The following is a 25,445-nucleotide window of genomic DNA, read 5'->3' on the forward strand; positions in this document are numbered from 1 at the left end:
AAGGCGGCACGAAGCGGGCCGAGAATATGACGCCAGAGCGTCGCCCTAAGATCGCCAAAAAGGCTGAGCGCCCCCCTCTGGCCTGCCGGCCATCTCCCCCTCAGGTGGGGAGATTGGCTAATTGCCAACGCCTCCGCCGCCCCTCATTCGCCCTTCGGACACCTTCTCCCCGTGAACGGGGCGAAGCAAAGCAATGCCTTACGCAAACGCCCCGTGGCAATGCTTGTACTTTTTCCCTGACCCACAGGGGCAGGCTTCGTTGCGGCCGATCTTGCCCCAGGTCGCCGGGTTCTTCGGGTCGCGGTCTTCGGGGGCGACGATTGCATTGGTCTCCTGGCGGACCAGCACGGCCGTCTCGCCGCCTTCGAAGTCGTCTTCGCCGGTCGAGCCGTCGATATGGCTGCCGAACATGTCGGGCGCCTCTGGCGGCGGCGCTTCCGCCGCCTGGCGGACCAGCTCGACGCGCATCAGCTGCGCCGTTACCGCCTGGCGCAGATTGCCCAGCATCGCCTGGAACAGCTCGAACGCCTCGCTCTTGTACTCCTGCAGCGGATCGCGCTGGGCGTAGCCGCGGAAGCCGACGACCGAGCGCAGATGGTCGAGATTGACGATGTGCTCGCGCCACAGATGGTCGAGCGTCTGCAGCACCACGGAGCGCTCGACATAGGTCATCACGTCGGGGCCGAAGCGCTCGGCGCGCTCCTTGGCGGCAGCATCGGCGGCCTGGCTGATGCGCTCGCGGATGTCGTCCTCGGCAATGCCTTCTTCCTTGACCCAGTCTTCTACCGGCAGGTCGAGGTTGAGGAATTCGGCGATCTCGGCCTTGAGCCCGGCGACGTTCCACTGCTCGGCATAGGCGTTTTCGGGAATGTTCTTGGCAACGATCTCCTCGATGACGCCTTCGCGCATCTCGGTGATCGTCTCGGACAGGCCTTCGCCGTCCATCAATTCGAGGCGCTGCTCGAACACCACCTTGCGCTGGTCGTTGGAGACGTCGTCATATTTCAACAGGTTCTTGCGGATGTCGAAGTTGCGCGCCTCGACCTTCTTCTGCGCCTTTTCCAGCGCCTTGTTGATCCAGGGATGGATGATCGCCTCGTCTTCCTTGAGGCCGAGCTTCTGCAGCATGCCGTCCATGCGCTCGGAACCGAAGATGCGCATCAGATCGTCCTGCAGCGACAGGAAGAACTTTGACCGCCCGGGATCGCCCTGACGGCCTGAGCGGCCGCGCAACTGGTTGTCGATGCGGCGCGATTCATGGCGTTCGGTGGCAAGCACATAGAGGCCGCCGGCGGCGAGCGCCTTTTCCTTCAGCCGGGCGATGTCGTCGCGGATTTCTTTTTCCCGGGCCTCGCGCTCGGGGCCGGCTGGCATGTCGCCAAGCTCCTCGGCGATGCGCATGTCGGCATTGCCGCCGAGCTGGATGTCGGTGCCGCGGCCGGCCATGTTAGTGGCGATGGTGATGGCGCCGGGTTTGCCGGCCTGGGCGACGATCGCCGCCTCGCGCTCGTGGTGGCGGGCGTTCAGCACCTCGAAATCCTTGAAACCCTCCTTGCGCAGGCGCTCGGCCAGTTGCTCGGATTTCTCGATGGAAGTCGTGCCGACCAGCGTCGGCTGACCCTTGGCGCGGGCTTCCTTGATCTCCTTGACGATCGCCTTGTATTTCTCCTCGACCGTCCGGTAGACCTCGTCGTCTTCGTCAATGCGGATGACCGGCAGGTTGGTCGGGATCTCGGTGACATCGAGATTGTAGATGTTGGCGAATTCCTCGGCCTCGGTCAGCGCCGTGCCGGTCATGCCGGCGAGCTTCTTGTAGAGGCGGAAATAGTTCTGGAAGGTGACCGAGGCGAGCGTCTGGTTCTCCGGCTGGATCGCCACATGCTCCTTGGCTTCGAGCGCCTGGTGGAGGCCTTCCGAATAGCGGCGGCCGGGCATCATGCGGCCGGTGAACTCGTCGATGATGACGATCTCGCCGTTGCGCACGATATAGTCCTTGTCCCTCTGGAACAGCCGGTGCGCCTTCAGTGCGTTGTTGACGTGGTGGACGATGGCGACGTTCTCGACATCATAGAGCGACTCGCCCTTGAGCAGACCGGCATCGCGCAGCATGTTCTCCAGCTTCTCGGTGCCTTCCTCGGCGAAGATCGAGGTCTTCTGCTTCTCGTCGATCTCGTAGTCCTGCGGCTGCAGCTGGACGATGAAGGTGTCGATGGTGTTGTACATTTCCGAACGGTCCTCGAGCGGACCGGAAATGATCAGCGGCGTGCGCGCTTCGTCGACCAGGATGGAATCGACCTCGTCGACGATGGCGTAGCTGTGACCGCGCTGCACCATCTGGGCGCGCTCGTATTTCATGTTGTCGCGCAGATAGTCGAAGCCGAGCTCGTTGTTTGTGGCGTAGGTGACGTCGGCGGCGTAGGCGACCCGGCGCTCCTCGTCGGACAGGCCATGGACGATGACGCCGACCTTAAGGCCGAGGAATTTGTAGACGCGGCCCATCCATTCGGAGTCGCGCGTGGCCAGATAATCGTTGACGGTGACGACATGGACGCCATTGCCGGCGAGCGCGTTGAGATAGACCGGCAGCGTCGCCACCAGCGTCTTGCCTTCACCGGTCCGCATCTCGGCAATACCACCATTGTGCAGCACCATGCCGCCGATCAGCTGCACGTCGAACGGCCGCATGCCGAGCACGCGGCGGGCGGCCTCACGCACGGTAGCGAAGGCCGGCACCAGAAGGTCGTCGAGGCTGGCGCCGTTGGCGATGTCCTGGCGGAATTTGTCGGTGCGGGCCTGAAGCTCGGCGTCGGAGAGCGCCCGCATCTCGTTTTCCATGGCATTGATCGCCTCGACGCGGGGCCGGGTCGATTTGACCCGACGATCGTTGGAGGAGCCGAAAACCTTACGGGCGAGACCGCCGAGACTGACCATCCAATGGCCCTTTCGATAGCATTCCAAGTCGTTGCGACGGGCGCCGGCTGGCCCCATCAAATCCACGTGAACGCGGACAAACGCAAAAAGCGCCCGGAAAACGGTTCTGGACGCAAAGTCGTTGGACAGATAAGAGGGGGCTCATTCGATGTCAACGCCGCGCTCGCCCTGTCGACCGCGCCAAATTCCGCCACAATCCTGCTGGTCTGGAAGCCATTCCGCTCTAGCTACCCCGCTTTGGAGATAATCGTAATGTCCTTGTTGTTCCGCCGTGCGTCGCTCGCCAGCCTTGGTCTGGCATTCGGCCTGTCGGCCCTCTCGCTGTCGCCGCTGATGGCACAGGAAGCCGCCCCTGCCCAGCCGGCAGCACCCGCCCCGGCGGCCAAGCCGGTCGATCCGAACGCCGTGGTCGCCACCATCAACGGCCAGACACTGACCGAGGCAGACCTTGGGCTTGCCGAGGGCGAACTGTCGCAGCAGTTCGCGCAGCTTCCGCCCGAGCAGCGCCGCGCCGCGGCACTGTCGGCGGCGATTGAAATCCGCGTCATGGCGGCTCAGGCGGTGACCACCGGCCTCGACAAGGATCCCGACTTCCAGCGCCGCATGGCCTTCCTGCAGCAGCGCGCGCTGCATGGCGAAATGGTCGAGAAGGGCGTCATCGACAAGGTTACCGATGCCGAGGTCCGCGCCCGCTACGACCAGGAAATCGCCAACACGCCGCCCACCAACGAGGTGCACGCCCGTCACATCCTCGTGAAGACGAAGGAAGAGGCCGACGCCATCATCAAGCAGCTCGACGGCGGCGCCGACTTCCAGAAACTCGCCAACGAGCACACCAGCGATCCGAGCGGCAAGACCAGCGGCGGCGATCTCGGCTGGTTCGGACCTGGCCAGATGGTGCCGGAGTTCGACAAGGCGGCGTTTGCGCTGGCGGTCGGCAAATACACCGAGCAGCCGGTGCAGTCGCAGTTCGGCTGGCATGTCATCAAGGTTGAGGACAAGCGCACCAAGCAGCCGCCGGCGTTCGACCAGGTCAAGGACCAGGCGCGCCAGGCGGTCATCCGCGACAAGTATTTCGCGCTGGTCAAGTCGCTGCGTGCCAACGCCAAGGTCGACATCCCTGATGCGAACCTGAAGAAGACGGTCGACGCGTTGGAAAGCGCCAAATAAGCCAGATTGGGCTACGACAGGGCGCGCTGCCGCCCTGTCGCTTCTATTTGGTAGGGCGAGCGAGGATGCGTCGACGCCGCCGCCGGACCGCCGTGGCGTCGCCGGCATCCTCAGCGACGATGCCTTTCAAGACATAGCCGACCGCCCCGCGTAAGATCGCCTCGTCCTCGTCCAGGCGGTCTGTCAGAAGGTGCGCCCAGGCAAACGACGCGACCAGGTCGGCGACGACAGTGGCATCGACATCGGCTGCCACCTCTCCCCTTGCCTTGGCGCGTTCGACCATCTGGCCGGTGTGGATACGACGCCCTCTCGCGTATTCGGCAAGGGCGGCGGCGGCTTTTTCGTCCGACTGCGCCTCGGCGATCAGCGATCTGAACACGCTGCCCGACGATGTGTCGCGCCAGTGCGCGAACAAGCTCTTCAGGAAGCCGACGAGATCCTCCGCAAGGCTCCCGGTATCGGGATTGTCGACGCGCTTTTGCCGCTGGTAAACGTCGAGCAGCAAGGCGGCCTTGCTTGGCCACCAGCGATAGATCGTCGGTTTTCCGGCACGCGCGCGGCGCGCCACCGCCTCGATCGAGAAGCCGGAATAGCCGGCCTCGACCAGCACCGCCTCGGCGGCATCGAGAATGGCATCGGCGCTTTCGGGGCTGCGCCGTGCGCCGGCCGACTTGCGCCCGGGATCGGTGATTTCGCCCATTTCTTTGTCCTTGCCCGCGATTTCAACAGCCATCATATACAACTCTTGACGAAACGAAACGATCCGTTTCACACGTAACGGAACGTTCCGTTACGATAAGGAAGACAGCAATGACTTCGACCGTCGCCACATGTTTTACGCGCCTGCGCTTCGCCCTGCTGGTGCTGCTCGGCGTCTATCCGCTGATCACTGCCATTCTGTACGTGGTTTTTCCGCTGACGCAGGAATGGCAGATCTGGCAGCGTACACTGGTCATCGCGCCGCTGATGGTCTCGATCATGATCTGGGGACTGATTCCTGGCGTGCAGCGGATGTTTCGTGGCTTCCTCAACCCGACCGTCCGGTGACGGTCATTCCAGCGCTTGCGACGTTTCCGATGCAACGCGCCATTCGCCGTCGGCCAGAACGAGTTCCAGCGTCACCCGCGCCTTGCCGGTCAGGCGCTGCGCCGATTTGTTTTTTGGCACATAGTCGTAGTTCATGGCGAAAACTACGTCGGCACGATCCTTGCCGTGCGGCGTCACCTCGAGGCTGCCGGGCTCGAGACCGAACGACCACGACGCCCATTGCGCGAACCAGTCGGTCTTGACCTTGACGATGGCCTCGCTGTCATAACGCGTGCCGTAGATGGTGGCCGACGAACCGTAAAGCCGCCTGACGGTTTCGCGCATTCTCCTGGCATCAGGCGCCAGATAGTTTTCGCGCAAGAATTTTTCGATGGCACCCTCGTCGCCGACGGAGCGTCCGAGCGCAGCCACCTGCGACGCGGGAGCCGGCCTGACGGCCGGTTTCGGTTGCTGGGCAGTGTCTCCGCCCGGAACGAATTCGAAACGCTCGAGCAGCGACCCCTGCTCCCAGGGACGCTGCGCCTCGCGCGTTGCGGAAACGACGTCGCGACGCACCGCGATCATCATGTCGTTGATGCTCTGTCCGGGCTCCGCCATGTGCCGCAAAAGCGCCGCGGCGAAGGGCGAGTTGCGCTCCGTCCCGTCCATTGCCACAGCGCCGGGCGCCGTCGAGAAGGCGATGAAGGAGCCGCGTGTCGACTCGAACTGGGCAAGGCCGGCGAGAGCCGTCGCCGAGCGCGTCGTGGCGCTGCGGCTGAGACTTCGGGCAAACGGGTTGTTGCGGCAGGCATCGAGGAAGACCAGGCTGACCTTGGTCTGCTGCTCCATGATGTCGAGAACCTCGTCGATCGGCACCGCCTCGAGTTGCAGCTTGACCGGCATGTCCAGCCGGGCGTCGACCGGCACGATGAAGTTGCGCCCGTCGACCTGCAGGCCGTGGCCGGCATAGTAGAACAGCCCGGCACCGGCACCTTGCAGCGCATCGGAGAATTCGCCGATCTTGCGTTCGAGCTCGCGCTTGCCGAGATCGTTGCCTTCGATCACCTCGAAACCGATGGCGCGCAGCTTGTCGGCGATGTCGAGCGCATCGTTGACCGGATTGGCCAGCGTGCCGGCTTCGGCGTAGCTGCCGTTGCCGACCACAAGCGCTACGCGCCGCGCCGTCTGCGCATCGGCGCGCAGCAGCAGAAAGCCCAGAAACGCCAGTGCCAAGACCACAAGCCTGCCCATGGGGCAGGATCATAGCGCTATCGGTCGCAGCGACACCAACAAATTTGCAACAGCCTGCTTGCGGCCGCGGCAGGTGTCAGGCTTCCAGTAGCCATAACGGCTGTGAAAACGCCTTGCGCCGGCGCGTGCTATCGGGCAAACCGGCGCTCCTTTCGCGATTTTTCCCGCCCGAGGTCTTCCATGTCCGCACAGGTTTCGCCGCTCGCGCCGAAGAAATATCCCAAGATGCCGGTGATCGAGGGCGTGCGCATCGCCACCGCCGAGGCCGGCATAAAATACAAGGACCGCACCGACTTGCTGGCCATGGTGTTCGACGCCGGCACCACCGTCGGCGGCGTGTTCACCAGGTCGAAATGCCCGTCGGCGCCGGTCGATTTCTGCCGGCAGAACCTCGTGGCTGGCAAGGCACGCGTGCTGGTGGTCAATTCCGGCAATGCCAATGCCTTTACCGGTCAGAAGGGCCGCACCTCGACGGCACTCACGGGCGAGGTGGCGGCGAAGGCGGCGGGCTGCACAGCGGGCGAGGTGTTCCTGGCCTCGACCGGCGTGATCGGCGAACCGCTCGACGCCGGCAAGTTCAGCCATTTGCTGGCCGGGCTGGTCAAGGACGGCAAGCCGGAATTGTGGACCGAAGCCGCCAAGGCGATCATGACCACCGACACCTATCCCAAACTGGCGACCGCGACGGTCAGGCTCGGCGATGCCGACGTCACCATCAACGGTATCGCCAAAGGCGCCGGCATGATCGCGCCCGACATGGCGACGATGCTTTCCTTCATCGCCACCGATGCGCCGATCGCAGCACCGGTGCTGCAGGATCTCTTGTCGCGCGGCACGGCCAAGACCTTCAACGCGGTTACCGTCGACAGTGACACCTCGACCAGCGACACGCTGCTGATGTTCGCCACGGGGGCTGCCGCCAGGCGCGGCGCGCCGGCAATTTCCGATCCCAAGGATGCGCGCCTTGGCGCCTTCCGCCGTGCCCTCGGCAAGGTATTGAAATCGCTGGCGCTGCAGGTGGTGCGCGACGGCGAGGGCGCCCGCAAGCAGGTCGAGGTCACCGTCACCGGGGCCAAATCGGCCCGCTCGGCCAAGCGCATCGCGCTGTCGATCGCCAATTCACCGCTGGTCAAGACGGCAGTCGCCGGCGAGGACGCCAATTGGGGCCGCGTCGTCATGGCCGTCGGCAAGGCCGGCGAACCTGCCGACCGCGACCTTCTGTCGATCTGGTTCGGCGACAACCGCCTGGCGTATCAGGGTGAGCGCGACGCCGCCTATTCCGAGGCGGCGACTTCGGCGTATATGAAGCGCGACGAGATCCGCATCCGCGCCGATATCGGCATCGGCCGCGGCAAGGCGACGGTGTGGACCTGCGACCTCACCAAGGAATATGTCGCCATCAACGGCGATTATCGGAGCTGATGACGTTGGCTTCCAGACATCCGGCAAGCGTGTTGGCGATCGTGCGCCGCTATGAGGCGGCCGGCTTTCGCGCCTGGCCGGCGGCCGCCGTCCATTATGACGGTACCTGGGTGGTGCGGCTGACGGCCGGCCACCCGGCCAAGCGGCTGAATTCGGTCAATCCGCTCGATCCGGGCGACATCCAGCACATTGCTGAGCGCATCGGTCGCGCCAGCCGCCGCTTCGACGCCTATGGCAGGCCGCTGACCTTTCGCATCTCGCCGCTGTCGGGCCCGGATCTTTCAAAGTACCTCGACAGCGAAGGCTGGAGCACGTTCGCGGAGTCGCTGGTCATGCGGCTGCCGCTGGCCGACGCCGCGCTCGACGACGCCATGGACCAGATTCCGTTGAGGGACATCAGCCGTTTCATCGGCGCGGCCCTCAAGGTGAGCGGTTCTGATGTGTCGCTGCGGCCGGGCCTGTCGGAGATCATCGGCGCCATCCAGCCGGAGGCCGGGCTGTTTGCGCTGGAGGCCGGCAGCGAGCCGCTGGCGACGTTGATCTGCGTGCATGACGGCGACCTTGCCGGCCTGTTCGAGATCGCCACCGACAGGTCGGTGCGCAACCAGGGCCATGGCCGCCACCTCATCCGGTCGGCGCTGAAATGGGCGCGGCTGCGCGGGGCGCGGGAAGCCTGGCTGCAGGTCGAGGCGGACAACGCGCCGGCGCTGGCGCTCTACCGTTCGCTCGGATTCGACGAAGTCTATCGCTATCACTATCGCCGGCCACAAGGCGCATGAGCGGCTTGGATACGGTCGGCAAACGCCTGCTCCTGGTCGCCGCCTGCGCGCTGGTCGATGCCGACGGGCGCGTCCTCTTGGCGCAGCGGCCCGAAGGTAAGCAACTCGCCGGCCTGTGGGAGTTTCCGGGCGGCAAGGTAGAGCCCGGCGAGACGCCGGAACAATGCCTGATCCGCGAATTGTACGAGGAGATCGGCATCGAAACCGACATCCCTTGCCTGGCGCCGCTCACCTTCGCCAGCCATTCCTACGATGATTTTCACCTCCTGATGCCGCTGTTCGTCTGCCGTCGCTTCCGCGGCATTGCCCGGCCGAAGGAAGGCCAGGTGCTGAAATGGGTGCGGCCGCGCCAGATGCGCGATTTTCCAATGCCGCCGGCCGATGCCCCGCTGATCCAGTTCCTCATCGATCTGCTCTAACGGCCGACCTGCCGTAAACCGGGCAGCTCCTCAACGCGATATCGGCAGCATTAATGAAAGATTTATCTGGCCGTGAAAAATTGACGCAAAGCGGCTACGCCGATTCCACCGCTGGGGAGCGATTTGCATGAGCCTCGACAAGGACTGGGACTCGCCTTGGCCCGACCGCCTTCCTGGCGTGGCCAATGCCGGCATGGGAATATTGCGCATCGCCCTCTTGTTCGGCTCGGCCGCGGTGGCTCTGGCCTTGATCGCGACGCCCTACCTCGACAGCCGGACCCGCTCGCAGTTTGCCCGCGACGGGCTTGATACGATGAGCACCGGCTCGATCGGCCAGCGCGATAGCTATACGCTACGCAAGAGCGTGCTGCAGCCGCTGCCCAGTTCGGTCTGCGTTATACGGGCCGATGGCAGAAGCAGCGGCGACTGCTGACTCCCCAACAACTATCTAGGATTCAGCTGTTTCCTGGAATGCGGCTGGTTCACCGCGCGTTAAGCCTGTCGCGTTAACCTTTCTTAACGGGTCGGCGCTAGGTTCGGGCAAGAGGGATGGGCGGCCATGAAAATCTTGCTGCAACGATTTTTAGAAGACGAGAGGGGTGCGACGGTTATCGAATATGGTTTGATCGTTGCCGTGCTGTCGCTTGCCATTGTCGCTGGTGTCGGCCGGGCTGCCGATGCGATTCAGTGGCTGTTCAGCGACAACAGCAGCAGGCTTGCCAACGCTTTTGCGCAGTGACCCGCTTAGCTTTGGTGGGATACGCTTAGCTTTTGCGCAAGGATACGCTCAGGGGCCGCCGGGGTTTTCCAGGATTGTCTTCAGCGATATTTTTGCGGAGCCCGGCTTCAGCGGCTTTTGCTGAGAGGCATCGGGCGCCCAGCCTGACATCCAGACCACCGAGAAACTCGCCCTGACGCGGCCATCGGCATCCGAAAACCGCTCCGCATAGATTTCGGCGGCGCGCGCGAACAGCGCTCGCGTGCCCGGCCGCCTGCTGCGATCGACAAGCGCGCTGGTCTCGCCCATGGCGCGCAGGTCGGCGACCAGGCCAAACAGCGAATCGTAGCGCACCGTGATCGTCTCGACGTCGGCCACCGGCAGTGCCAGGCCGGCGCGCTGCAGCAGCGCGCCGGCGTCGCGGACGTCGGTGAACGGGATCACACGCGGGCTGGCGCCGCCATAGAGCTCGGTCTCGGCGGCAAGCAGGCTTTCGCGCAGTTCGGAGAGCGTGCCTGTGCCGGCGAAGGCGCCGAGGAAAAGCCCGTCCGGCTTCAGCGCCCGGCGGATCTGCACCAGCATGCCGGGAATGTCGTTCATCGCCTGCAGCGACAGCAGCGAGACTGCGAGGTCGAGGCTTTCCGGTTCGAATGGCACGGTTTCCAACGGCGCTACCACTCCTGGCTGGCCAGCCAGGAAAGCGGCGTCGGCCTCGACGCGCACGTTTTCCGTCACCTTGCCGCTGTCAGCGAGCACTTCTGCTGCTGCCGGCGTCTGGCAAAACAATGAGGCCGCCTTGCCGAACCTGCGTTCGACGGCGCCGAGCCGGTCGGCCAGATCCTCGGCCGCCCGCCGCATGAGGAAATCCGCGCCGGCGATGGGACGGGTCAGTGCCCGGCGCTTGCGCGCCAGCCAGAGCGAGGTGTCGATTACAGGCTGCAATGGGCAGGTCCTTGTGCTTCGCTCTCTGATATAGTGATGCGGAGGACCAACCACGTGGCCGATCCTATGCCAGAGATCAAGTGTATTGCGATCAAGAGCATTGCCCGCAAGGCATTGGGCTGGCCAGCGCGTCTCTTGTTCCCGCCGGTCTGCGCCGGCTGCCGCCGCCATGTCTCGCAGCCCGGCGTGTTGTGCGGCGCCTGCTGGCCGAAACTCAGGCTGCTGGAACGGCCGTGGTGCCCGGTGATGGGCACGCCGTTCACCCACAGTATGGGTGAGGGTTTCCTGTCGGCGGAGGCGATAGCCGACCCGCCGCCGTTCGAACGCGCGCGGGCGGCGGTCGCCTATTCCGGCGTTGCCCGCCAGATGGTGCAAGGGCTGAAATACCAGGACCGCACCGATCTGGCGCCTTGGATGGCGCGCTGGATGCTTCGCGCCGGTGCCGAGCTCATCGCCGAGGCCGACATGGTCGTGCCGGTGCCGCTGCACTGGCGGCGTTTCTTCCGACGGCAGTTCAACCAGTCCGCGGAACTGGCGCGGGCGGTGGCGCAGCTCGGGGAGCGGCCTTTCGCGCCATCAGCCATCAAGCGCGTCAAACTCACGCGCCAGCAAGTCGGGCTGGAGCGGCGGGAACGCGAGGAAAATGTTCGCGCCGCATTCAAAGTGCCGGATGAGGCGGAGATCGAAATCGCCGGCCGCCGGGTGCTGTTGATCGATGATGTCTACACCACCGGCGCCACCGTCCGCGCGGTCGCCAGGGCATTGAAGAAGGGCGGTGCCGGCGCGGTCGACGTACTGACCTTCGCGCGCGTGCTGCCGGGGGACTTTCGGGCCGACGAATCGGCGCCTATATAGCCTATATGACAGCAGAACGAGGCAGGATTGCTGACCGATGGTCGATGTGACGATCTACACGCGGATGATGTGCGGCTATTGCACCGCGGCCAAACGGCTGCTCGACAGGAAGGGCGTCGCCTATACCGAGCACGACGCCTCCTTCTCGCCGGAACTGCGCCAGGAAATGATTTCCCGGGCCCATGGCCGTTCCACCTTTCCTCAGATATTCATCGGCGATACGCATGTCGGCGGCTCTGACGATCTCCACGAATTGGAGGCGGAAGGACGGCTGGACGGATTGCTCGCCAACGGCTCGACCAGATAAGGACATGACGATGGGTGCCATCAAGTCGGGGGGTGCTTTCAAGGCAGCGGCGATCCAGATGCGTTCGGGAACCAGCCCGGAGCGCAATGCGGTCGATCTGGAACGGCTGGTCCGCGAGGCGGCAGGTCTTGGCGCGTCCTATGTCCAGACGCCGGAAATGACCGGCGCGCTGATCCGCGACAGCCAAGCGCGGGCCGCTTCCTTCACCTCCGAAGACAAGGACATCGTCGTCTCGACGTCGCGGAGGCTGGCCAAGGAGCTCGGCATCTTCCTGCATATCGGCTCGACCGCCATTCTGCGCGCCGACGGCAAGCTTGCCAACCGCGCCCTTCTGTTCGGGCCGGACGGCGCCACGATTGCCACCTACGACAAGATCCACATGTTCGACGTCGATCTCGACAATGGCGAGAGCTGGCGCGAATCCGCCGCCTATGAGCCTGGCACCGAGGCCGTCGTCGCCGAAATCAATGGCGTGAAGCTCGGCTTTGCCGTCTGCTACGATCTGCGCTTTCCGCAGCTGTTCCGTGCCGAGGCGCTGGCCGGCGCCGATCTGCTTTCGGTGCCCGCCGCCTTCACCCGCCAGACCGGCGAAGCGCATTGGCATGTGCTGCTCAGGGCGCGCGCCATCGAGAACGGCGCCTATGTGGTTGCCGCGGCGCAAGGCGGCGTGCACGAGGACGGCCGCGAAACCTATGGCCATTCGCTGATCGTCGATCCCTGGGGCCGCATCGTCGCCGAAGCTGCGCATGACGAGCCGGCGGTGATCGTCGCCGAGATCGACCCGGCGCAGTCAGTCGCCGCGCGCAAGAAGATACCGAATCTCAAAAACGCACGCGATTTTGCCGTAAACGCCGGTTCGGCGGAGGCAATGCCGCTCAGGGGTGCCGCCTCTTGATCCGCTTTTCCCTGATCTGCGAACACGAGCACGAATTCGAGGCCTGGTTCCGCAGCAACGACGATTTCGACACACAGAAGAGGCGCGGTTTCATCGATTGCCCGGCCTGCGGCTCGCACAAGGTCGAGAAGGCGCTGATGGCGCCTGCCGTCTCGACCGGGCGCAGCCAGGAGAAGATCGCGCTGGCCATGGGCGGGGCACAAAAGCAGGCGCTGGCGCAGCTCAAGGCGCTTGCCGAGAAGGTGCGCGAGAACGCCGATTATGTTGGCGATAAATTTGCCGAGGAAGCGCGCAAGATCCATTTCGGCGAAAGCGATCCGCGCGGCATTTATGGCGAGGCGACGCTGGAGGAGGCCAAGAGCCTCGCCGAGGATGGCGTCGAATTCTTGCCTATTCCAAGTTTCCCCGACGACCGCAACTGATCGGTTAACTTGCTCCGGACATAGCGAGGCATTCTTCGCCAGGCAGAGCCATGATCGTGAAGGTCGGCGCCGTCGTCGGCGACAGGCGACCGGCAGTGTCGAGGGCGGCGATGCTGCCGCTCCCTTCCACAAGCGTTCGCAGTTTCAGGCCGAGCAGCACGGATGGGCCTCGCGGGTAATCGTTTCGCTCTTTCCTTCATGCCCACTGCCTGACGGGCTTGCTTCACTTGCCGGGCTTGCTTCCGCATAGGCTGCAAACTGGCGTTCAAGCGCCTTGACCGCGCTGCTGCGCCAGCCCTCCGCCACGGATTCCGACATGGGATCGGGGAAGATCTCCTCCTCGCCATTCTCCACGCCGTCCAGGATTGCCCGCGCAACAGACTCCGGAGAGGCCTTCGCTATGTCCAGGCCCCGGGTCATGTCCGTGTCCACGGGGCCGGGAAGGACCCTGTGGACGCTGACACCCCGTCCGACCAGGAGGGTGCGTAACGACTGCGACAGGGAGAATGAGGCCGCCTTCGAGACCGAGTAAGCCGGACTGAACGGCACGGCGGCAATCGAGGCCAGCGACAGAATGTTGACGATGGCTCCCCGCGACCGGGCCAGCAACGGCAGCAGAGCCTGGGTAACGTCGTACGATCCGAAGAGGTTTACGGCGAGTTGTTGTTCGAGTACGCGACGGTCGCTGAGGTCATCGAAGGGTGATACGCCGGCGTTGTTGATGAGGATATCGAGAGCATCGATCTTCTCGACGGCCTCCCGGATCTGCGCAACGTTGGTCACATCCATGGTCAGGGACGTCACACGCCGGTCCGGGTGGGCCATGGATTGGCGGGTTGCGGCATAGACGCGCTTTACGCCTCTGCTCAGGGTTTCCTCGACCAGTGCCCGACCGATGCCCCGATTGGCGCCAGTCACCAGGATGGCTGTACCTTCGATCTTCACTGCGTCTCTCCTAGTGCTTATCGTTGCGTTCGAGCCCAGTGCACAATCTAGCCGCGACTCAAGGTTGGCGCGCCGCAACTCAGGTTGGCTACAGTCGCCGTTGTCGATACGACTGGTTGGTGAGATGGACTTAGCGCCGGATATCGAAGCCATGGGAGTGACAAGTGTGACGGGATTCCGATGGACTCGCTGATTACAGCCGCGGCGCATGCGCTTGCGGCGGGCGATCCGCTCGGCGCCTTGAAGCGGGTTGCGCTGCGCGACGATGCGCCGGCACTGGCGTTGCGCGGTATCGCAATGGCGCAGCTTGGCGACCTGGTTCGGGCGAAGGTTCTTCTAAAAAGGGCGGCACACGCATTCAGCCCGAGGGAGGCCGTGGCCCGCGCGAGGTGTATAGTCGCCGAGGCCGAGATCGCGCTCGTCTCGCGCGACCTCGCCTGGCCGGCCAAGACACTCGACGCCGCGCGGGCGACGCTTGAAAGGCATGGCGACCGCGTCAATGCCGCACATGCGCGCAACCTCGAAGTCCGGCGCCTGCTGCTGATCGGCCATCTCGACGAAGCCGAGCGCAGGCTGGACGGCTTCGATCCCTCGCCGCTGCCGCCGGCATCGCGGGCCGCCCACGAGCTGGCTGTCGCCGGCATCGCCATCCGCCGCTTGCGGACCGGTCCTGGGGGCGGCCGGCCCGGGCCGGGGGGGCGGGGCGGGGGGCGGCGGGGGGGCCCCCCCCCCGGCGGCGGGGGGGGGCGGCCAAACCCGCCCCCCGGCGGCGGGCCCGGCCCCGCGCCGCCGCGCCCCCGCGGGCGCGCCCCCCGCGGCGCGCGCGGCGGGCATCCCCGCGCTGATCGCGGAGGTGGAGAGCGCATCGGTGGTGCTGGACACGCCGGCGGCACGCCTTATCGCCCGTGGTGAGGAACGGCCCCTCCTGCTCGATGAAGTCGAAGCGCTTCTGGCGTCGGGGGCGCTCGTGGTGGATGCATGCCGCAATGTGGTGCGGGTAGCAGATACGGTCGTCTCGCTGGCGACCCGCCCGGTGCTGTTCGCGCTGGCCCGTGCGCTGGCCGAAGCCTGGCCGGGAGACGTGGCAAGATCGACGCTTATCGCGCGCGCTTTCCGCGGAAAGGACGCGGACGAATCACATCGCGCACGGTTACGGGTCGAAGTCGGGCGGCTTCGCGCGGAGCTTCGTAGCTTGGCCGATGTGAGCGCGACGAAGCGGGGGTTTGCGCTGGCGCCGCGGCGCGCAGGTGAGGTCGTCGTGCTGGCGCCGCCCGTCGAAGAAGAGCATGCCGCCGTGCTCGCCTTCCTCGCTGACGGCGAGTCTTGGTCGAGTTCGGCCCTGGCGATTGCGCTTGGAGCCAGTTCGCGTACCGTGCAGCGGGCGCTCGAGCAGCTCGCCCAGGCCGGCAAGGTGCAGTCGTTCGGCCGCGGACGGGCGCGTCGCTGGATGACCCCGCCGCTGCCGGGTTTCCCGACAATCTTGTTACTCCCCGGTCCACTGCCGGGCTACTAGGATGGAATTATGGAACGATCCTCTGCCGAAATCATCCGTGAATACGGACCCTTTCCGGGTGTCGACCACGTAGACGGCGTTACCTTCGACGGTGAGCATGTCTGGTTTGCCTCAGGCGACAGATTGAACGCCTTCGATCCGGCAAGCGGCAAAGTGGTGCGCTCGATCGAGGTCGCGGCACACGCCGGAACGGCCTTCGACGGCCAGCACCTCTATCAAATCGCCGAGGATCGCATCCAGAAGATCGATCCAAAGAATGGCCAGGTGCTGGCGTCGATCCCGGCGCCTGGCAATGGCGGTGATTCCGGGCTCGCCTGGGCCGAAGGAACGCTCTGGGTCGGGCAGCATCGGGGCCGAAAGATTCATCAGGTCGATCCCGAGACAGGGGCAATCCTTCGCACCATCGTTTCCAACCGCGTCGTCACCGGCGTCAGCTGGGTCGACGGCGAGCTGTGGCATGGCACTTGGGAGGGCGAGGAGAGCGATGTCCGGCGGATCGATCCTGAAACGGGAAAGGTTCTGGAGAAGCTCGATATGCCGCCGGGAACAGGCGTGTCGGGGCTCGAATCCGATGGCGGCGACCAGTTTTTCTGCGGTGGCGGAAACAGCGGCAAGATCAGAGCTGTTCGCCGGCCCAAACGAGGCTCTGCGACCAGGATTTGAGCTTTTTCTATCCCCTCGGCCCGGCCCTTGGCCGGTTCGGTTAGCTCAAGCTCGCGATCAGTTTTTCGAGCAGGCGTGCCAGCATGGTCTGCTCCGGGCGTGCTAACCCAGAAAGTATCTGGTGCTCGTTGGCGACGTGAGCGGTCACCGCCTCATCGATCAGAGCGAGGCCCTTCCCGGTCAGCTGCACAATAATCCCGCGGCGATCGTCGGGGTGCGGCCCGCGCTTGATCAGGCCGGATTTCTCGAGCCGATCGAGGCGGTTGGTCATCGCGCCCGACGTCACCATCGTCGCCTCGTACAGAGCCGTCGGCGTCAGCGCATAGGGCGGCCCGGAACGACGCAGCGTCGCCAGCACGTCGAATTCTCCGGATTGCAGCCCGTAACTTGCAAACAGCGGCGCCAGCCGCTCTCGTGCGATCAACGAGGCGGCCTCGTTCAACCGTCCAAGCACGGCCATCGGCGAGACATCGAGATCCGGCCGTTCCTTTTTCCATTGCTCGATCGCTTTTGCCGCGCGATCCATGTCTCTCACCGTTATGTATCTTGACGCGAAGAATCTTTATATTATCTTACCTCAGCTTGTGGTGTAGGCCAAGGGCCGCGAACGGGCGACGGGATAGTGCGATGAAATTTCTCCGGGACTCGGCGCTTGGCCTTCTGGTCGTCACCGGCGGACTGCTCGGCCTGACGCTGCCGTTCGGCAAGATCGCGACGACGGCCGGCGTGCCCGCCATGGTCTGGGCCTTCGTCATCTCGCTTGGCGCCGGCGGCGTGCTTTTGTGCGCATTGCTGCTCAACGGGCAGCGCATGCGGCTTACGCTGCACAGGCTGCGCTATTTCTTCGTGACCGCGGCCGTCTCCTACGCAATCCCCAATCTGCTGATGTTTTCAGCGATTCCGCATCTGGGCGCCGGCTATAGCGGCATCATGTTCACGCTGTCGCCGGTCGTCACGCTGGTGTTCTCGATGCTGCTCGGCGTCAGGCGCCCGACCACGCTGGGCGTCGTCGGCATCGCCGTCGGTTTCGTGGGCGCAGTCATGGTGGCCGTGACGCGCGGCGAAGCGGGCCAGCCGGCCGAATTTTTCTGGGTTGCGATGGGCCTGCTCATCCCCGTCAGCCTCGCCGCCGGCAACATTTACCGTACCGTCGACTGGCCCGAAGGCACCGGCCCGATCGAGCTCGCCGTCGGCAGCCATCTGGCAGCAGCTTTGATGCTGCTTGCCGGCATTCTGGTGCTGCTGGAAGGCAATGCATTCGGCTCGCTCGGCGGCGTGCCGCTGGTCGCTGCGGCACAGGTGGCATCAGCCTCGGCGATGTTCGCCTTCTTCTTCCGCCTGCAAGCGGTCGGCGGCCCGGTCTATCTCAGCCAGATCGGCTACGTCGCGGCGGCGGTCGGGCTGTTTGCCGGGACCCTCTTCCTCGGCGAGCGCTATCAACTGCTGACCTGGGCCGGTGCCGTCATCATCACCGCCGGCGTGTTCATCACCACCAAGGCGCAAAGCCAGAAGACCTAGGGGCGAGGAGGCGTAAGTTCAGACGGATGCCTTCTCCGCCAGCACCATGTAGTTGACGTCCATGTCCTTCGAGCGCTGCCAGCGGTCGGCGAGCGGGTTGTAGGTGACGCCGGTGCGGTCGATGACGGTCAGGCCAGCACCTGCAAGCGCCTTTTCCAGTTCCTCGGGGCGCACCAGCTTGCCGAACTGGTGGGTGCCGCGTGGCAGCCAACGCAGCACATATTCGGCGCCGATGATGGCCAGGCCCAGGGCCTTCAGCGTGCGGTTGATGGTGGCGACGAACATGATGCCGCCGGGCTTGACCATCTCTCCGCATTTGGCCAGGAACAGATCGACATCGGCGACATGCTCGACCACTTCCATGTTGAGGATGACGTCGAATTTTTCGCCGGCATCGGCTAGGTCTTCCGCGGTGGTGGCGCGGTAATCAACGCTCACGCCGACATCCGCAGCATGCAGCTTGGCCACTTCGATGTTGGTGGCGGAGGCATCGGCGCCGACCACTTCGGCGCCAAGCCGCGCCATCGGCTCGCACAAAAGCCCGCCACCGCAGCCGATGTCGAGGAAGCGCAGGCCTTCGAACGGCCGTGCCGCACGCGGATCGCGGCCGAAGCGGGCCGCCACCTGGTCACGGATATAGGCAAGCCGGATCGGGTTGAACTTGTGCAACGGGCGGAACTTGCCGTTCGGGTTCCACCATTCGGCGGCAAGGGCGGAAAAGCGTTCCACCTCTCCGGCATCGATCGTCGATCGTCGGGGCTCAGGCATGGCGTGGTCTCCTCGGACGCTAGGAAGTCGGGCGCGAGGCTGCGAATGTCAAGGCGCGAAATTCACCGCCGGCTGCGCGATGCGCGCGATGCCTTCCGGCGCCGCCTTTTGCCGGCTGCATTTGTGTCAGCACGTGTCAGTTGATGGTGTGCCGGAAGGAAACGCCCAGCCTTTGGCGAACGAAGCAGAGACATCGGGTTCGGAGGAGTGCGCAATGATGCGAGCGGTTGCTTCCGTTCTTTGGCGCCGGCTTGACCAGGAAGGCCACGACGCTTGTCTTCTGTCGGAAGCGAGTTCCGGGTGGAACCTCAGGGGACACGCGCTTTTCGTCCAGGACGGCAGACCGTGCAGCATCGCGTACGAAGTGAACTGCGACGCCGATTGGCGTACACGCTCGGCGCGTGCCGACGGCTTTCTCGGCACGCAACAGCTGCAATACAGGATCGACCGGCTGACCGAGCGCCAATGGACGCTGAACGGCGAGCATCAAGCGGAAGTCGACGGTCTCATCGATGTCGATCTCGGCTTCACGCCCGCCACAAACCTTTTGGCGCTTCGCCGTTTTGCCCTCGATGTCGGTATGGCGACGCCCGCGCCGGCAGCCTATCTAACATTTCCCGAACTCAGGCTCGTTCGCCTGGAACAGACCTACCAGCGCGTCGACGCGGCACATTACGCCTATGCCGCCCCGATATTCGGCTACAACGAGATGCTGGAGGTCTCGCCGGTAGGCTTCGTCCTCGACTATCCGCGCCTGTGGAGAGCCACGGCACAGCTGGGCTGAAGCACGCATCATATTGGCAAGACGCAGGGCAGGCACGATGCTGCGCTGGTGTGTCGCCCGGCCGGCAGCGGCGGCACGCCTTGCGAAACGACTGTCATTTGGCTAAGGAGGCCGCGCATTGAGCGCCCGGCCACAGCTTGGCGCATTTTTCCGCTTTTCGGCCTTCGGTCCGGCATCCAGTCAAAGGCATTTCGCTTCCATGGCGCGCATCGTGATGAAATTCGGCGGGACCTCCGTCGCCGACATCGCCCGCATCCGCAATGTGGCGCGCCATGTCAAACGCGAGGTCGATGCCGGCCATGAGGTCGCGGTGGTGGTCTCGGCGATGGCCGGCAAGACCAACGAGCTCGTGCAATGGACACGCGAGGCCTCGCCGATGCACGATGCGCGCGAATATGACGCCGTTGTCGCTTCCGGCGAACAGGTTACGGCCGGCTTGCTGGCGATCGCGCTGCAGAACATCGGCGTGCATGCCCGTTCCTGGCAAGGCTGGCAGATTCCGATCAAGACCGATAACGCGCATGGCGCGGCGCGCATTCTCGATATCGACGGTGCGTTCCTGATCAAGCGCTTCGGCGAAGGCCAGGTGGCGGTGGTCGCCGGTTTCCAGGGCATCGGGCCGGACAACCGGATCGCAACACTCGGCCGCGGCGGTTCCGATACCAGCGCTGTCGCCATCGCGGCGGCGGTCAAGGCCGACCGCTGCGATATCTACACCGATGTCGATGGGGTCTACACGACCGATCCGCGCATCGAGCCGAAGGCCCGGCGGCTGGCCAAGATTTCCTTCGAGGAAATGCTCGAAATGGCCTCGCTCGGGGCCAAGGTCCTGCAGGTGCGCTCGGTCGAGCTTGCCATGGTGCACAGGGTGCGTACCTTTGTGCGGTCGTCCTTCGACGATCCCGATGCACCCGGAATGGGGGATTTGCTCAATCCGCCGGGAACGCTTATTTGCGACGAGGAAGAGATCGTGGAACAGCAGGTCGTCACCGGAATTGCCTATGCCAAGGACGAAGCGCAGATTTCGCTGCGCCGCGTCGGCGACCGGCCGGGCGTCGCCGCCGGCATTTTCGGGCCGCTGGCCGAGGCCAACATCAATGTCGATATGATCGTCCAGAACATTTCCGAGGACGGCAAGTTCACTGACATGACTTTTACCGTGCCATCCGGCGACGTCGACAAGGCGCTCGCCGTGCTCGAACGGCTGAAGGCGACGATCGGCTACGATGTGGTGCAGTCGGAAGCCGGCATGTCGAAGGTCTCGGTCATCGGCATCGGCATGCGCAGCCATGCCGGCGTCGCCGCCACCGCCTTCAAGGCGCTGGCCGACCGCGCGATCAACATCCGCGCCATCACGACGTCCGAAATCAAGATTTCGATCCTGATCGACGGTCCCTATACGGAACTAGCAGTTCGCACTTTGCATTCCGTGTACGGTCTGGATAAGCAGTAGCAGACTGCATCGGCCCGAGAATCGGAATCGATTTTCGTAGGGCAGGATGCGGCGGATCGAAAGGCTTGGAGCGGTTTTTATGCGTCCAATTGGACGATGGCGCTCTAATTGAGTTGTTGCGTTTGTGCCGCTGTGCAGGGCAACCTGCACCGGTTGGAACGCTATTGGAGAAGAAGCCGCGATGCGTGATTCGGCCAGTGGCCCGCGCGTTTTGCTGAAACGGCTCCGCGAGCTCATGCAAGAGCCGCTGGAGCCGCAGGAGCGGCTTGACCGAATCGTGCGCGACATCGCCTCCAACATGGTTGCCGAGGTCTGCTCGCTTTATGTTCTGCGCGCCGATTCGGTGCTCGAACTCTACGCCACCGAAGGCCTGAACCCGAACGCCGTCCACCTGGCGCAGCTCAGGCTGGGCCAAGGCCTGGTCGGCACGATCGCGGCCTCGGCGCGGCCGCTCAACCTCTCCAACGCGCAGGAGCATCCTGCCTTCGCCTACCTGCCGGAGACAGGGGAAGAGATATACAATTCCTTCCTCGGCGTGCCGGTGCTGCGGGCAGGGCGGACGCTCGGCGTTCTGGTCGTGCAGAACAAGACCATGCGCCATTATCGCGACGACGAGGTCGAGGCGCTGGAAACGACGGCGATGGTGATCGCCGAGATGATCGCCACCGGCGATCTGGAGCGGCTGACAAGGCCCGGCCTAGAGCTCGATCTGCGCCGCCCGGTAAGCTTTACCGGCCTGTCCTTCAATGAAGGCGTCGGGCTCGGCCATGTGGTGCTGCACGAGCCGCGTATCGTCGTCACCAACCTGTTCAACGAGGATAGCGAGGAAGAGGTCAGGCGGCTCGACGCGTCGCTCGGCTCGCTCAGGCTGTCCATCGACGACATGCTGGAGCGCCGCGACGTCGCCTTCGAGGGCGAGCATCGCCAGGTGCTCGAAGCCTATCGCATGTTCGCCAACGACCGCGGCTGGGTGCGCCGGCTCGAGGAGGCGATCCGCAACGGCCTGACGGCCGAAGCGGCGGTCGAAAAGGTGCAGAGCGACATGCGTGCCCGCATGCTGCACATGACCGATCCGTATCTGCGCGAGCGGATGAGCGATTTCGACGATCTCGCCAATCGGCTGCTGCGGCAGCTGATGGGGCGCGGACCGGAGGACGTCGCGGCCTCGCTGCCCAAGGACGCCATCATCGTCGCCCGCTCGATGGGGGCTGCCGAGCTGCTCGATTATCCAAGGGACAAGCTGCGCGGGCTGGTGCTGGAAGACGGCGCCGCGACCAGCCATGTCGTCATTGTGGCGCGAGCCATGGGCATACCCGTCGCCGGCCAGATGAAGGGCGCCGTTTCCATGGCGGAAAACGGCGATGCCATCATCGTCGACGGCGAGGAAGGCACGATCCATCTGCGCCCGCAGCCCGACCTCGAGGCGGCCTATGCCGAGAAAGTGCGCTTCAGGGCGCGGCGGCAGGAGGTCTACCGCGAGCTGCGCAAGAAGCCGTCGGTGACCAAGGACGGTGTCCAGGTCGATCTTCTGATGAATGCCGGGCTGGCGGTGGATTTGCCGCAACTGGCCGAAGCAGGTGCGGCCGGCATCGGTCTGTTCCGCACCGAGCTGCAATTCATGGTCGCCTCGACTTTTCCGCGCGCCGAAGCCCAGGAGCGGCTCTATCGTGACGTGCTCGAAGCGGCGCGCGGCAAGCCGGTGACGTTCCGCACCATCGATATCGGCGGCGACAAGGTGCTGCCCTATTTCAAGGGCTCGATTCAGGAAGAGAACCCGGCACTCGGCTGGCGCGCCATCCGCCTGACCCTCGACCGGCCCGGATTGCTGCGTACCCAGATCCGCGCGCTGCTCAAGGCGTGCGGCGGACGCGAACTGAAGCTAATGCTGCCGATGGTGACGGAACTCGGCGAGATCGCGCAGGCGCGCGAGATCATCGATCGCGAGGTGCGGCATCTGTCGCGCTTTGCCCATCATTTGCCGACCAGCCTCAAACTCGGGGCGATGCTGGAGGTGCCGTCGCTGCTGTTCCAGCTCGACGAACTGATGAAGGCGGTCGATTTCGTCTCGGTCGGCTCGAACGACCTGTTCCAGTTCGTCATGGCGGTGGATCGCGGCAACACCCAATTGTCCGACCGCTTCGACCCGCTCTCGACGCCGTTCCTGCGCGTCCTGAAGCAGATTGCCGACGCCGGGGTTCGCAACAATACGCCGGTGACCCTGTGCGGCGAACTTGCCGGCAAGCCGATTTCGGCGATGGCGCTGATCGGCCTTGGCTACCGCTCGATCTCAATGTCGCCGGCATCGATCGGCCCGGTCAAGGCGATGCTGACTGAACTGCCGCTCAGCGAGCTGGAGGCGTTCTTCGACGACAATCTGATGGCGCCGGCGCATGGCCTGCCGATGCGGGCGCTGCTGCAAGCCTTTGCCGACGACCGCTCTATACCGCTATAGACTTCGCCATGATCAACCTGCCCCGCGACCGTATGGATCAAGTCGTCAAGCGTTTCGACATGCTCGAAGCGCAGATGTCGGCCGGGCCGGCGCCGGACGCCTATGTGAGGATGGCCTCCGAATATGCCGACATCCAGGAGATGGTGGCAAAGATCAGGGCACTGCGCGCCGCCGAGCGCGAACAGGCCGATCTGGAGGCGATGCTCGCCGACAAGGGCACTGACGCCGAGATGCGCGCCTTGGCCGAGGCCGACCTGCCGGAGGTCAAGCATCAAATCGAGGTGCTGCAAAAGGACATCCAGATCCTGCTGTTGCCCAAGGATGCCGCAGACGACAAGAACGCCATCCTCGAAATCCGTGCCGGCACCGGCGGTGACGAGGCGGCGCTTTTTGCCGGCGACCTGTTTCGCATGTACGAGCGCTATGCAGCGGCGCATGGCTGGCGTTTCGAGACGGTGTCGGCCAGCGAAGGCGAGGTCGGCGGCTACAAGGAAATCATCGCCACCGTTTCGGGCAAGGGCGTCTTTGCCCATCTGAAGTTCGAATCCGGCGTGCACCGGGTGCAGCGCGTGCCGACGACCGAGGCGGGCGGGCGCATCCACACCTCGGCGGCGACGGTCGCGGTGCTGCCGGAAGCCGAAGAGGTCGACATCGACATCCGGGCCGAAGACATCCGCATCGACACGATGCGCGCCTCGGGTTCCGGCGGCCAGCACGTCAACACCACCGATTCGGCCGTGCGCATCACCCATCTGCCGACCGGCATCATGGTGGTGCAGGCGGAAAAGTCGCAGCACCAGAACCGGGCGAAGGCCATGCAGATCCTGCGCGCCAGGCTTTACGACCTCGAACGCAGCAAAGCGGACGAGGAACGTTCAGAATCGCGCAAGTCGCAGGTGGGCTCGGGCGACCGCTCGGAACGCATCCGCACCTATAATTTTCCGCAGGGTCGTGTCACCGATCATCGCATCAACCTGACGCTCTACAAGCTCGACCGGGTGATGATGGGCGAACTCGACGAGATCATCGACGCGCTGATAGCCGATCACCAGTCGAAGCTGCTCGCCGATATAGGCATCGATGGCTGACAGCCTGCCCGCCACTCTGGCGCAGCTGCTGCGGGAAGCGCGAAACCGGCTCGCCGCAGCCGGGATTGCGGATCCGGCGCTCGATTCCAGGCTGATTGTCGAGCATTTTTCCGGCACCAACCGCACGCAGGCCATCGCCGATCCTGGGTGCGCGGTCGATGCGGACGTGACGGCGGCAATCGATGCCGCCTTGCGGCGGCGCGTCGCCGGCGAACCGGTGCACCGCATCCTCGGTTACCGCGAATTCTACGGCTTGCGCCTTTCGCTTTCGCCGCAAACGCTGGAGCCGCGACCGGATACCGAAACGCTGGTCGAGGCGGTGCTGCCTTTCGTCAAGGCAATGGCGGCACGCGAAGGCGGTTGCCGCATCCTCGATCTCGGGACCGGCACCGGTGCCATCGCGCTGGCGTTGCTCAGCGCGGTTCCGGCCGCGACCGCCACTGGCGTCGACATTTCGCAAGAGGCGCTGGCCACCGCCACGCGCAATGCCAGGGAATTGGGGCTCGCCGGCCGGTTCAGGGAGCTCAAATCCGACTGGTTTGAAAAAGTTTCTGGCCGGTACCATGTAATTGCCGCAAACCCTCCCTATATACCCTCAGACGACATTGGAAATCTGCAGGACGAGGTCCGCGGTTTCGATCCACGCCAGGCCCTGGATGGCGGTGTGGACGGTCTGAGCCCCTACAGGAAGATCGCCGCAGGAGCGGCAGCGTATTTGGAAGTCCAAGGCAGGATTGCGGTCGAGATCGGCCATACGCAGCACCAACAGGTTACGGAGATATTCTCCACGGCCGGGTACAGTTCTGTCGGGGTGTTTCGTGATCTCGGCGGAAACAATAGAGTTCTTGTGTTCGAACGGTGGAAGCCGTGATGCAGTGCGAAAAAAGCGCTTGGCAATACCGGGGAATGCGGCTAGGGTCGCCTTAACCGGATGAGACGAAGCAGGCAGTGCTCTTAGCGATTCGGTTTTCCTTGGAAATAGCTGCCTTCTTGCGCAAACGACGCCCAAGCTTCGTGCGGGAATCGTCCGGCAAGTGAAGTAACCGGAACAGGATGGCACGTGGCGCCAACGCAATTGATGCGGGCGAACGCCGGTGAAAGAACGAAACGGCTGGCCGCATGAG

The 25,445-nt window shown here is 64.5% G+C and carries 25 protein-coding genes and 2 pseudogenes; 20 read left to right on the plus strand and 7 right to left on the minus strand.

Annotated elements, in window-relative coordinates:
• Nucleotides 1-198 precede the first annotated feature (198 nt).
• A complete protein-coding gene (gene secA / locus NKJ72_RS06335) occupies nucleotides 199-2,931 on the minus strand; it encodes a preprotein translocase subunit SecA (protein WP_352476302.1) in 2,733 nt (910 codons plus the stop codon).
• Between the two features lie 252 nt (nucleotides 2,932-3,183).
• On the opposite strand from secA, the gene NKJ72_RS06340 reads away from it, so the two are divergent.
• Nucleotides 3,184-4,101: a peptidylprolyl isomerase gene (locus tag NKJ72_RS06340; protein WP_352476303.1), complete on the plus strand. Its 918-nt coding sequence runs from the start codon at nucleotides 3,184-3,186 to the stop codon at nucleotides 4,099-4,101.
• A 43-nt stretch (nucleotides 4,102-4,144) separates the two neighbouring features.
• Here NKJ72_RS06340 and NKJ72_RS06345 read toward each other — a convergent pair whose 3' ends face one another.
• The gene (locus NKJ72_RS06345; RefSeq protein ID WP_352476440.1) at nucleotides 4,145-4,801 is read right to left on the minus strand and encodes a TetR/AcrR family transcriptional regulator; all 657 of its coding nucleotides are present in this window, start codon (nucleotides 4,799-4,801) and stop codon (nucleotides 4,145-4,147) included.
• 110 nt (nucleotides 4,802-4,911) lie between these two features.
• On the opposite strand from NKJ72_RS06345, the gene NKJ72_RS06350 reads away from it, so the two are divergent.
• Nucleotides 4,912-5,148, plus strand: coding sequence for a putative antibiotic biosynthesis monooxygenase (locus NKJ72_RS06350; RefSeq protein WP_352476304.1), 237 nt, complete (start codon nucleotides 4,912-4,914; stop codon nucleotides 5,146-5,148).
• A 3-nt stretch (nucleotides 5,149-5,151) separates the two neighbouring features.
• Here NKJ72_RS06350 and NKJ72_RS06355 read toward each other — a convergent pair whose 3' ends face one another.
• Nucleotides 5,152-6,378 carry a caspase family protein gene (locus tag NKJ72_RS06355; protein WP_352476305.1) on the minus strand — a complete coding sequence of 409 codons (1,227 nt, stop codon included), beginning with the start codon at nucleotides 6,376-6,378 and terminating at the stop codon, nucleotides 5,152-5,154.
• Between the two features lie 180 nt (nucleotides 6,379-6,558).
• Between NKJ72_RS06355 and argJ the strand changes: the two genes are divergently transcribed.
• From argJ to NKJ72_RS06380, 5 genes are all read left to right on the plus strand, one after another.
• On the plus strand, nucleotides 6,559-7,800 hold the full coding sequence (gene argJ / locus NKJ72_RS06360; protein ID WP_352476306.1) for a bifunctional glutamate N-acetyltransferase/amino-acid acetyltransferase ArgJ: 1,242 nt from the start codon (nucleotides 6,559-6,561) through the stop codon (nucleotides 7,798-7,800).
• Nucleotides 7,800-8,579 carry a GNAT family N-acetyltransferase gene (locus NKJ72_RS06365; RefSeq protein WP_352476307.1) on the plus strand — a complete coding sequence of 260 codons (780 nt, stop codon included), beginning with the start codon at nucleotides 7,800-7,802 and terminating at the stop codon, nucleotides 8,577-8,579. Before argJ ends, NKJ72_RS06365 begins: the two co-directional genes overlap by 1 nt.
• A complete protein-coding gene (locus tag NKJ72_RS06370; protein WP_254816694.1) occupies nucleotides 8,576-8,998 on the plus strand; it encodes a (deoxy)nucleoside triphosphate pyrophosphohydrolase in 423 nt (140 codons plus the stop codon). Before NKJ72_RS06365 ends, NKJ72_RS06370 begins: the two co-directional genes overlap by 4 nt.
• 127 nt (nucleotides 8,999-9,125) lie before the next feature.
• On the plus strand, nucleotides 9,126-9,431 hold the full coding sequence (locus tag NKJ72_RS06375; RefSeq protein WP_352476308.1) for a hypothetical protein: 306 nt from the start codon (nucleotides 9,126-9,128) through the stop codon (nucleotides 9,429-9,431).
• A 126-nt stretch (nucleotides 9,432-9,557) separates the two neighbouring features.
• A complete protein-coding gene (locus NKJ72_RS06380; RefSeq protein ID WP_352476309.1) occupies nucleotides 9,558-9,737 on the plus strand; it encodes a Flp family type IVb pilin in 180 nt (59 codons plus the stop codon).
• Between the two features lie 48 nt (nucleotides 9,738-9,785).
• Here NKJ72_RS06380 and NKJ72_RS06385 read toward each other — a convergent pair whose 3' ends face one another.
• Nucleotides 9,786-10,658, minus strand: a complete 873-nt coding sequence (locus tag NKJ72_RS06385; RefSeq protein WP_352476310.1) for a methyltransferase domain-containing protein — start codon at nucleotides 10,656-10,658, stop codon at nucleotides 9,786-9,788.
• Nucleotides 10,659-10,712: 54 nt separating this feature from the next.
• On the opposite strand from NKJ72_RS06385, the gene NKJ72_RS06390 reads away from it, so the two are divergent.
• From NKJ72_RS06390 to NKJ72_RS06405, 4 genes are read left to right on the plus strand one after another with little or no spacing between them, the layout of a single operon-like run.
• Entirely contained in the window at nucleotides 10,713-11,513 is an 801-nt protein-coding gene (locus NKJ72_RS06390) for a ComF family protein (RefSeq protein WP_352476311.1), read from the plus strand.
• A gap of 37 nt (nucleotides 11,514-11,550) precedes the next feature.
• Nucleotides 11,551-11,820, plus strand: a complete 270-nt coding sequence (gene grxC, locus NKJ72_RS06395) for a glutaredoxin 3 (protein WP_254816699.1) — start codon at nucleotides 11,551-11,553, stop codon at nucleotides 11,818-11,820.
• Between the two features lie 10 nt (nucleotides 11,821-11,830).
• Nucleotides 11,831-12,715: a carbon-nitrogen hydrolase family protein gene (locus NKJ72_RS06400; protein ID WP_352476312.1), complete on the plus strand. Its 885-nt coding sequence runs from the start codon at nucleotides 11,831-11,833 to the stop codon at nucleotides 12,713-12,715.
• Nucleotides 12,712-13,137, plus strand: coding sequence for a DUF1178 family protein (locus NKJ72_RS06405; protein ID WP_352476313.1), 426 nt, complete (start codon nucleotides 12,712-12,714; stop codon nucleotides 13,135-13,137). The genes NKJ72_RS06400 and NKJ72_RS06405 overlap by 4 nt, the downstream gene beginning before the upstream one ends.
• A 144-nt stretch (nucleotides 13,138-13,281) precedes the next feature.
• Here NKJ72_RS06405 and NKJ72_RS06410 read toward each other — a convergent pair whose 3' ends face one another.
• Nucleotides 13,282-14,082: an SDR family NAD(P)-dependent oxidoreductase gene (locus tag NKJ72_RS06410; protein WP_352476314.1), complete on the minus strand. Its 801-nt coding sequence runs from the start codon at nucleotides 14,080-14,082 to the stop codon at nucleotides 13,282-13,284.
• Nucleotides 14,083-14,262: 180 nt separating this feature from the next.
• Between NKJ72_RS06410 and NKJ72_RS06415 the strand changes: the two are divergent.
• The 3 genes and pseudogenes from NKJ72_RS06415 to NKJ72_RS06425 form a co-directional block, all read left to right on the plus strand.
• Nucleotides 14,263-14,748, plus strand: a pseudogene (locus NKJ72_RS06415) (helix-turn-helix domain-containing protein); the annotation flags it as partial.
• A 139-nt stretch (nucleotides 14,749-14,887) separates the two neighbouring features.
• Nucleotides 14,888-15,595, plus strand: a pseudogene (locus NKJ72_RS06420) (winged helix-turn-helix domain-containing protein); the annotation flags it as partial.
• 9 nt (nucleotides 15,596-15,604) lie between these two features.
• Nucleotides 15,605-16,258 carry a Vgb family protein gene (locus NKJ72_RS06425; RefSeq protein ID WP_352476315.1) on the plus strand — a complete coding sequence of 218 codons (654 nt, stop codon included), beginning with the start codon at nucleotides 15,605-15,607 and terminating at the stop codon, nucleotides 16,256-16,258.
• A gap of 40 nt (nucleotides 16,259-16,298) precedes the next feature.
• Here the strand turns inward: NKJ72_RS06425 and NKJ72_RS06430 are convergent, their stop codons facing one another.
• Nucleotides 16,299-16,784 carry a MarR family winged helix-turn-helix transcriptional regulator gene (locus NKJ72_RS06430; RefSeq protein ID WP_352476316.1) on the minus strand — a complete coding sequence of 162 codons (486 nt, stop codon included), beginning with the start codon at nucleotides 16,782-16,784 and terminating at the stop codon, nucleotides 16,299-16,301.
• Between the two features lie 101 nt (nucleotides 16,785-16,885).
• Here NKJ72_RS06430 and NKJ72_RS06435 point away from each other — a divergent pair, with 101 nt between their 5' ends.
• Nucleotides 16,886-17,776, plus strand: a complete 891-nt coding sequence (locus tag NKJ72_RS06435; RefSeq protein WP_352476317.1) for a DMT family transporter — start codon at nucleotides 16,886-16,888, stop codon at nucleotides 17,774-17,776.
• Nucleotides 17,777-17,794: 18 nt separating this feature from the next.
• On the opposite strand, the gene ubiG is transcribed toward NKJ72_RS06435, so the two are convergent.
• Complete coding sequence (gene ubiG / locus NKJ72_RS06440; protein ID WP_352476318.1) at nucleotides 17,795-18,544, minus strand: bifunctional 2-polyprenyl-6-hydroxyphenol methylase/3-demethylubiquinol 3-O-methyltransferase UbiG; 750 nt, start codon at nucleotides 18,542-18,544, stop codon at nucleotides 17,795-17,797.
• Between the two features lie 214 nt (nucleotides 18,545-18,758).
• Between ubiG and NKJ72_RS06445 the strand changes: the two genes are divergently transcribed.
• The 5 genes from NKJ72_RS06445 to prmC all read left to right on the plus strand — a co-directional run bounded on the left by NKJ72_RS06445 (nucleotide 18,759) and on the right by prmC (nucleotide 25,192).
• The gene (locus NKJ72_RS06445; RefSeq protein ID WP_352476319.1) at nucleotides 18,759-19,328 is read left to right on the plus strand and encodes a putative glycolipid-binding domain-containing protein; all 570 of its coding nucleotides are present in this window, start codon (nucleotides 18,759-18,761) and stop codon (nucleotides 19,326-19,328) included.
• A gap of 199 nt (nucleotides 19,329-19,527) precedes the next feature.
• Nucleotides 19,528-20,781: an aspartate kinase gene (locus NKJ72_RS06450; RefSeq protein WP_254816709.1), complete on the plus strand. Its 1,254-nt coding sequence runs from the start codon at nucleotides 19,528-19,530 to the stop codon at nucleotides 20,779-20,781.
• A 181-nt stretch (nucleotides 20,782-20,962) separates the two neighbouring features.
• Nucleotides 20,963-23,233: a phosphoenolpyruvate--protein phosphotransferase gene (gene ptsP / locus NKJ72_RS06455; RefSeq protein WP_254816710.1), complete on the plus strand. Its 2,271-nt coding sequence runs from the start codon at nucleotides 20,963-20,965 to the stop codon at nucleotides 23,231-23,233.
• Between the two features lie 8 nt (nucleotides 23,234-23,241).
• Nucleotides 23,242-24,321 carry a peptide chain release factor 1 gene (prfA, locus tag NKJ72_RS06460; RefSeq protein ID WP_254816711.1) on the plus strand — a complete coding sequence of 360 codons (1,080 nt, stop codon included), beginning with the start codon at nucleotides 23,242-23,244 and terminating at the stop codon, nucleotides 24,319-24,321.
• Complete coding sequence (gene prmC / locus NKJ72_RS06465) at nucleotides 24,314-25,192, plus strand: peptide chain release factor N(5)-glutamine methyltransferase (protein WP_352476320.1); 879 nt, start codon at nucleotides 24,314-24,316, stop codon at nucleotides 25,190-25,192. Before prfA ends, prmC begins: the two co-directional genes overlap by 8 nt.
• Nucleotides 25,193-25,445 lie beyond the last annotated feature (253 nt).

Origin of the sequence: Mesorhizobium sp. M0045, assembly GCF_040323385.1 — a bacterium.
In the GTDB taxonomy this organism is placed as follows: domain Bacteria; phylum Pseudomonadota; class Alphaproteobacteria; order Rhizobiales; family Rhizobiaceae; genus Mesorhizobium.

Excerpts from the sequence above, each read along its gene's own strand:
- NKJ72_RS06450 (WP_254816709.1), top strand. The coding sequence starts at position 19,528 with ATGGCGCGCATCGTGATGAAATTCGGCGGGACCTCCGTCGCCGACATC.
- prmC (WP_352476320.1), top strand. The coding sequence starts at position 24,314 with ATGGCTGACAGCCTGCCCGCCACTCTGGCGCAGCTGCTGCGGGAAGCG.
- grxC (WP_254816699.1), top strand. The coding sequence starts at position 11,551 with ATGGTCGATGTGACGATCTACACGCGGATGATGTGCGGCTATTGCACC.
- secA (WP_352476302.1), bottom strand. The coding sequence starts at position 2,931 with ATGGTCAGTCTCGGCGGTCTCGCCCGTAAGGTTTTCGGCTCCTCCAAC.
- NKJ72_RS06435 (WP_352476317.1), top strand. The coding sequence starts at position 16,886 with ATGAAATTTCTCCGGGACTCGGCGCTTGGCCTTCTGGTCGTCACCGGC.
- NKJ72_RS06430 (WP_352476316.1), bottom strand. The coding sequence starts at position 16,784 with ATGGATCGCGCGGCAAAAGCGATCGAGCAATGGAAAAAGGAACGGCCG.
- prfA (WP_254816711.1), top strand. The coding sequence starts at position 23,242 with ATGATCAACCTGCCCCGCGACCGTATGGATCAAGTCGTCAAGCGTTTC.
- NKJ72_RS06375 (WP_352476308.1), top strand. The coding sequence starts at position 9,126 with ATGAGCCTCGACAAGGACTGGGACTCGCCTTGGCCCGACCGCCTTCCT.
- ubiG (WP_352476318.1), bottom strand. The coding sequence starts at position 18,544 with ATGCCTGAGCCCCGACGATCGACGATCGATGCCGGAGAGGTGGAACGC.
- argJ (WP_352476306.1), top strand. The coding sequence starts at position 6,559 with ATGTCCGCACAGGTTTCGCCGCTCGCGCCGAAGAAATATCCCAAGATG.
- NKJ72_RS06380 (WP_352476309.1), top strand. The coding sequence starts at position 9,558 with ATGAAAATCTTGCTGCAACGATTTTTAGAAGACGAGAGGGGTGCGACG.
- NKJ72_RS06445 (WP_352476319.1), top strand. The coding sequence starts at position 18,759 with ATGATGCGAGCGGTTGCTTCCGTTCTTTGGCGCCGGCTTGACCAGGAA.
- NKJ72_RS06365 (WP_352476307.1), top strand. The coding sequence starts at position 7,800 with ATGACGTTGGCTTCCAGACATCCGGCAAGCGTGTTGGCGATCGTGCGC.
- NKJ72_RS06355 (WP_352476305.1), bottom strand. The coding sequence starts at position 6,378 with ATGGGCAGGCTTGTGGTCTTGGCACTGGCGTTTCTGGGCTTTCTGCTG.
- ptsP (WP_254816710.1), top strand. The coding sequence starts at position 20,963 with ATGCGTGATTCGGCCAGTGGCCCGCGCGTTTTGCTGAAACGGCTCCGC.
- NKJ72_RS06340 (WP_352476303.1), top strand. The coding sequence starts at position 3,184 with ATGTCCTTGTTGTTCCGCCGTGCGTCGCTCGCCAGCCTTGGTCTGGCA.
- NKJ72_RS06400 (WP_352476312.1), top strand. The coding sequence starts at position 11,831 with ATGGGTGCCATCAAGTCGGGGGGTGCTTTCAAGGCAGCGGCGATCCAG.
- NKJ72_RS06350 (WP_352476304.1), top strand. The coding sequence starts at position 4,912 with ATGACTTCGACCGTCGCCACATGTTTTACGCGCCTGCGCTTCGCCCTG.
- NKJ72_RS06425 (WP_352476315.1), top strand. The coding sequence starts at position 15,605 with ATGGAACGATCCTCTGCCGAAATCATCCGTGAATACGGACCCTTTCCG.
- NKJ72_RS06370 (WP_254816694.1), top strand. The coding sequence starts at position 8,576 with ATGAGCGGCTTGGATACGGTCGGCAAACGCCTGCTCCTGGTCGCCGCC.
- NKJ72_RS06345 (WP_352476440.1), bottom strand. The coding sequence starts at position 4,801 with ATGGGCGAAATCACCGATCCCGGGCGCAAGTCGGCCGGCGCACGGCGC.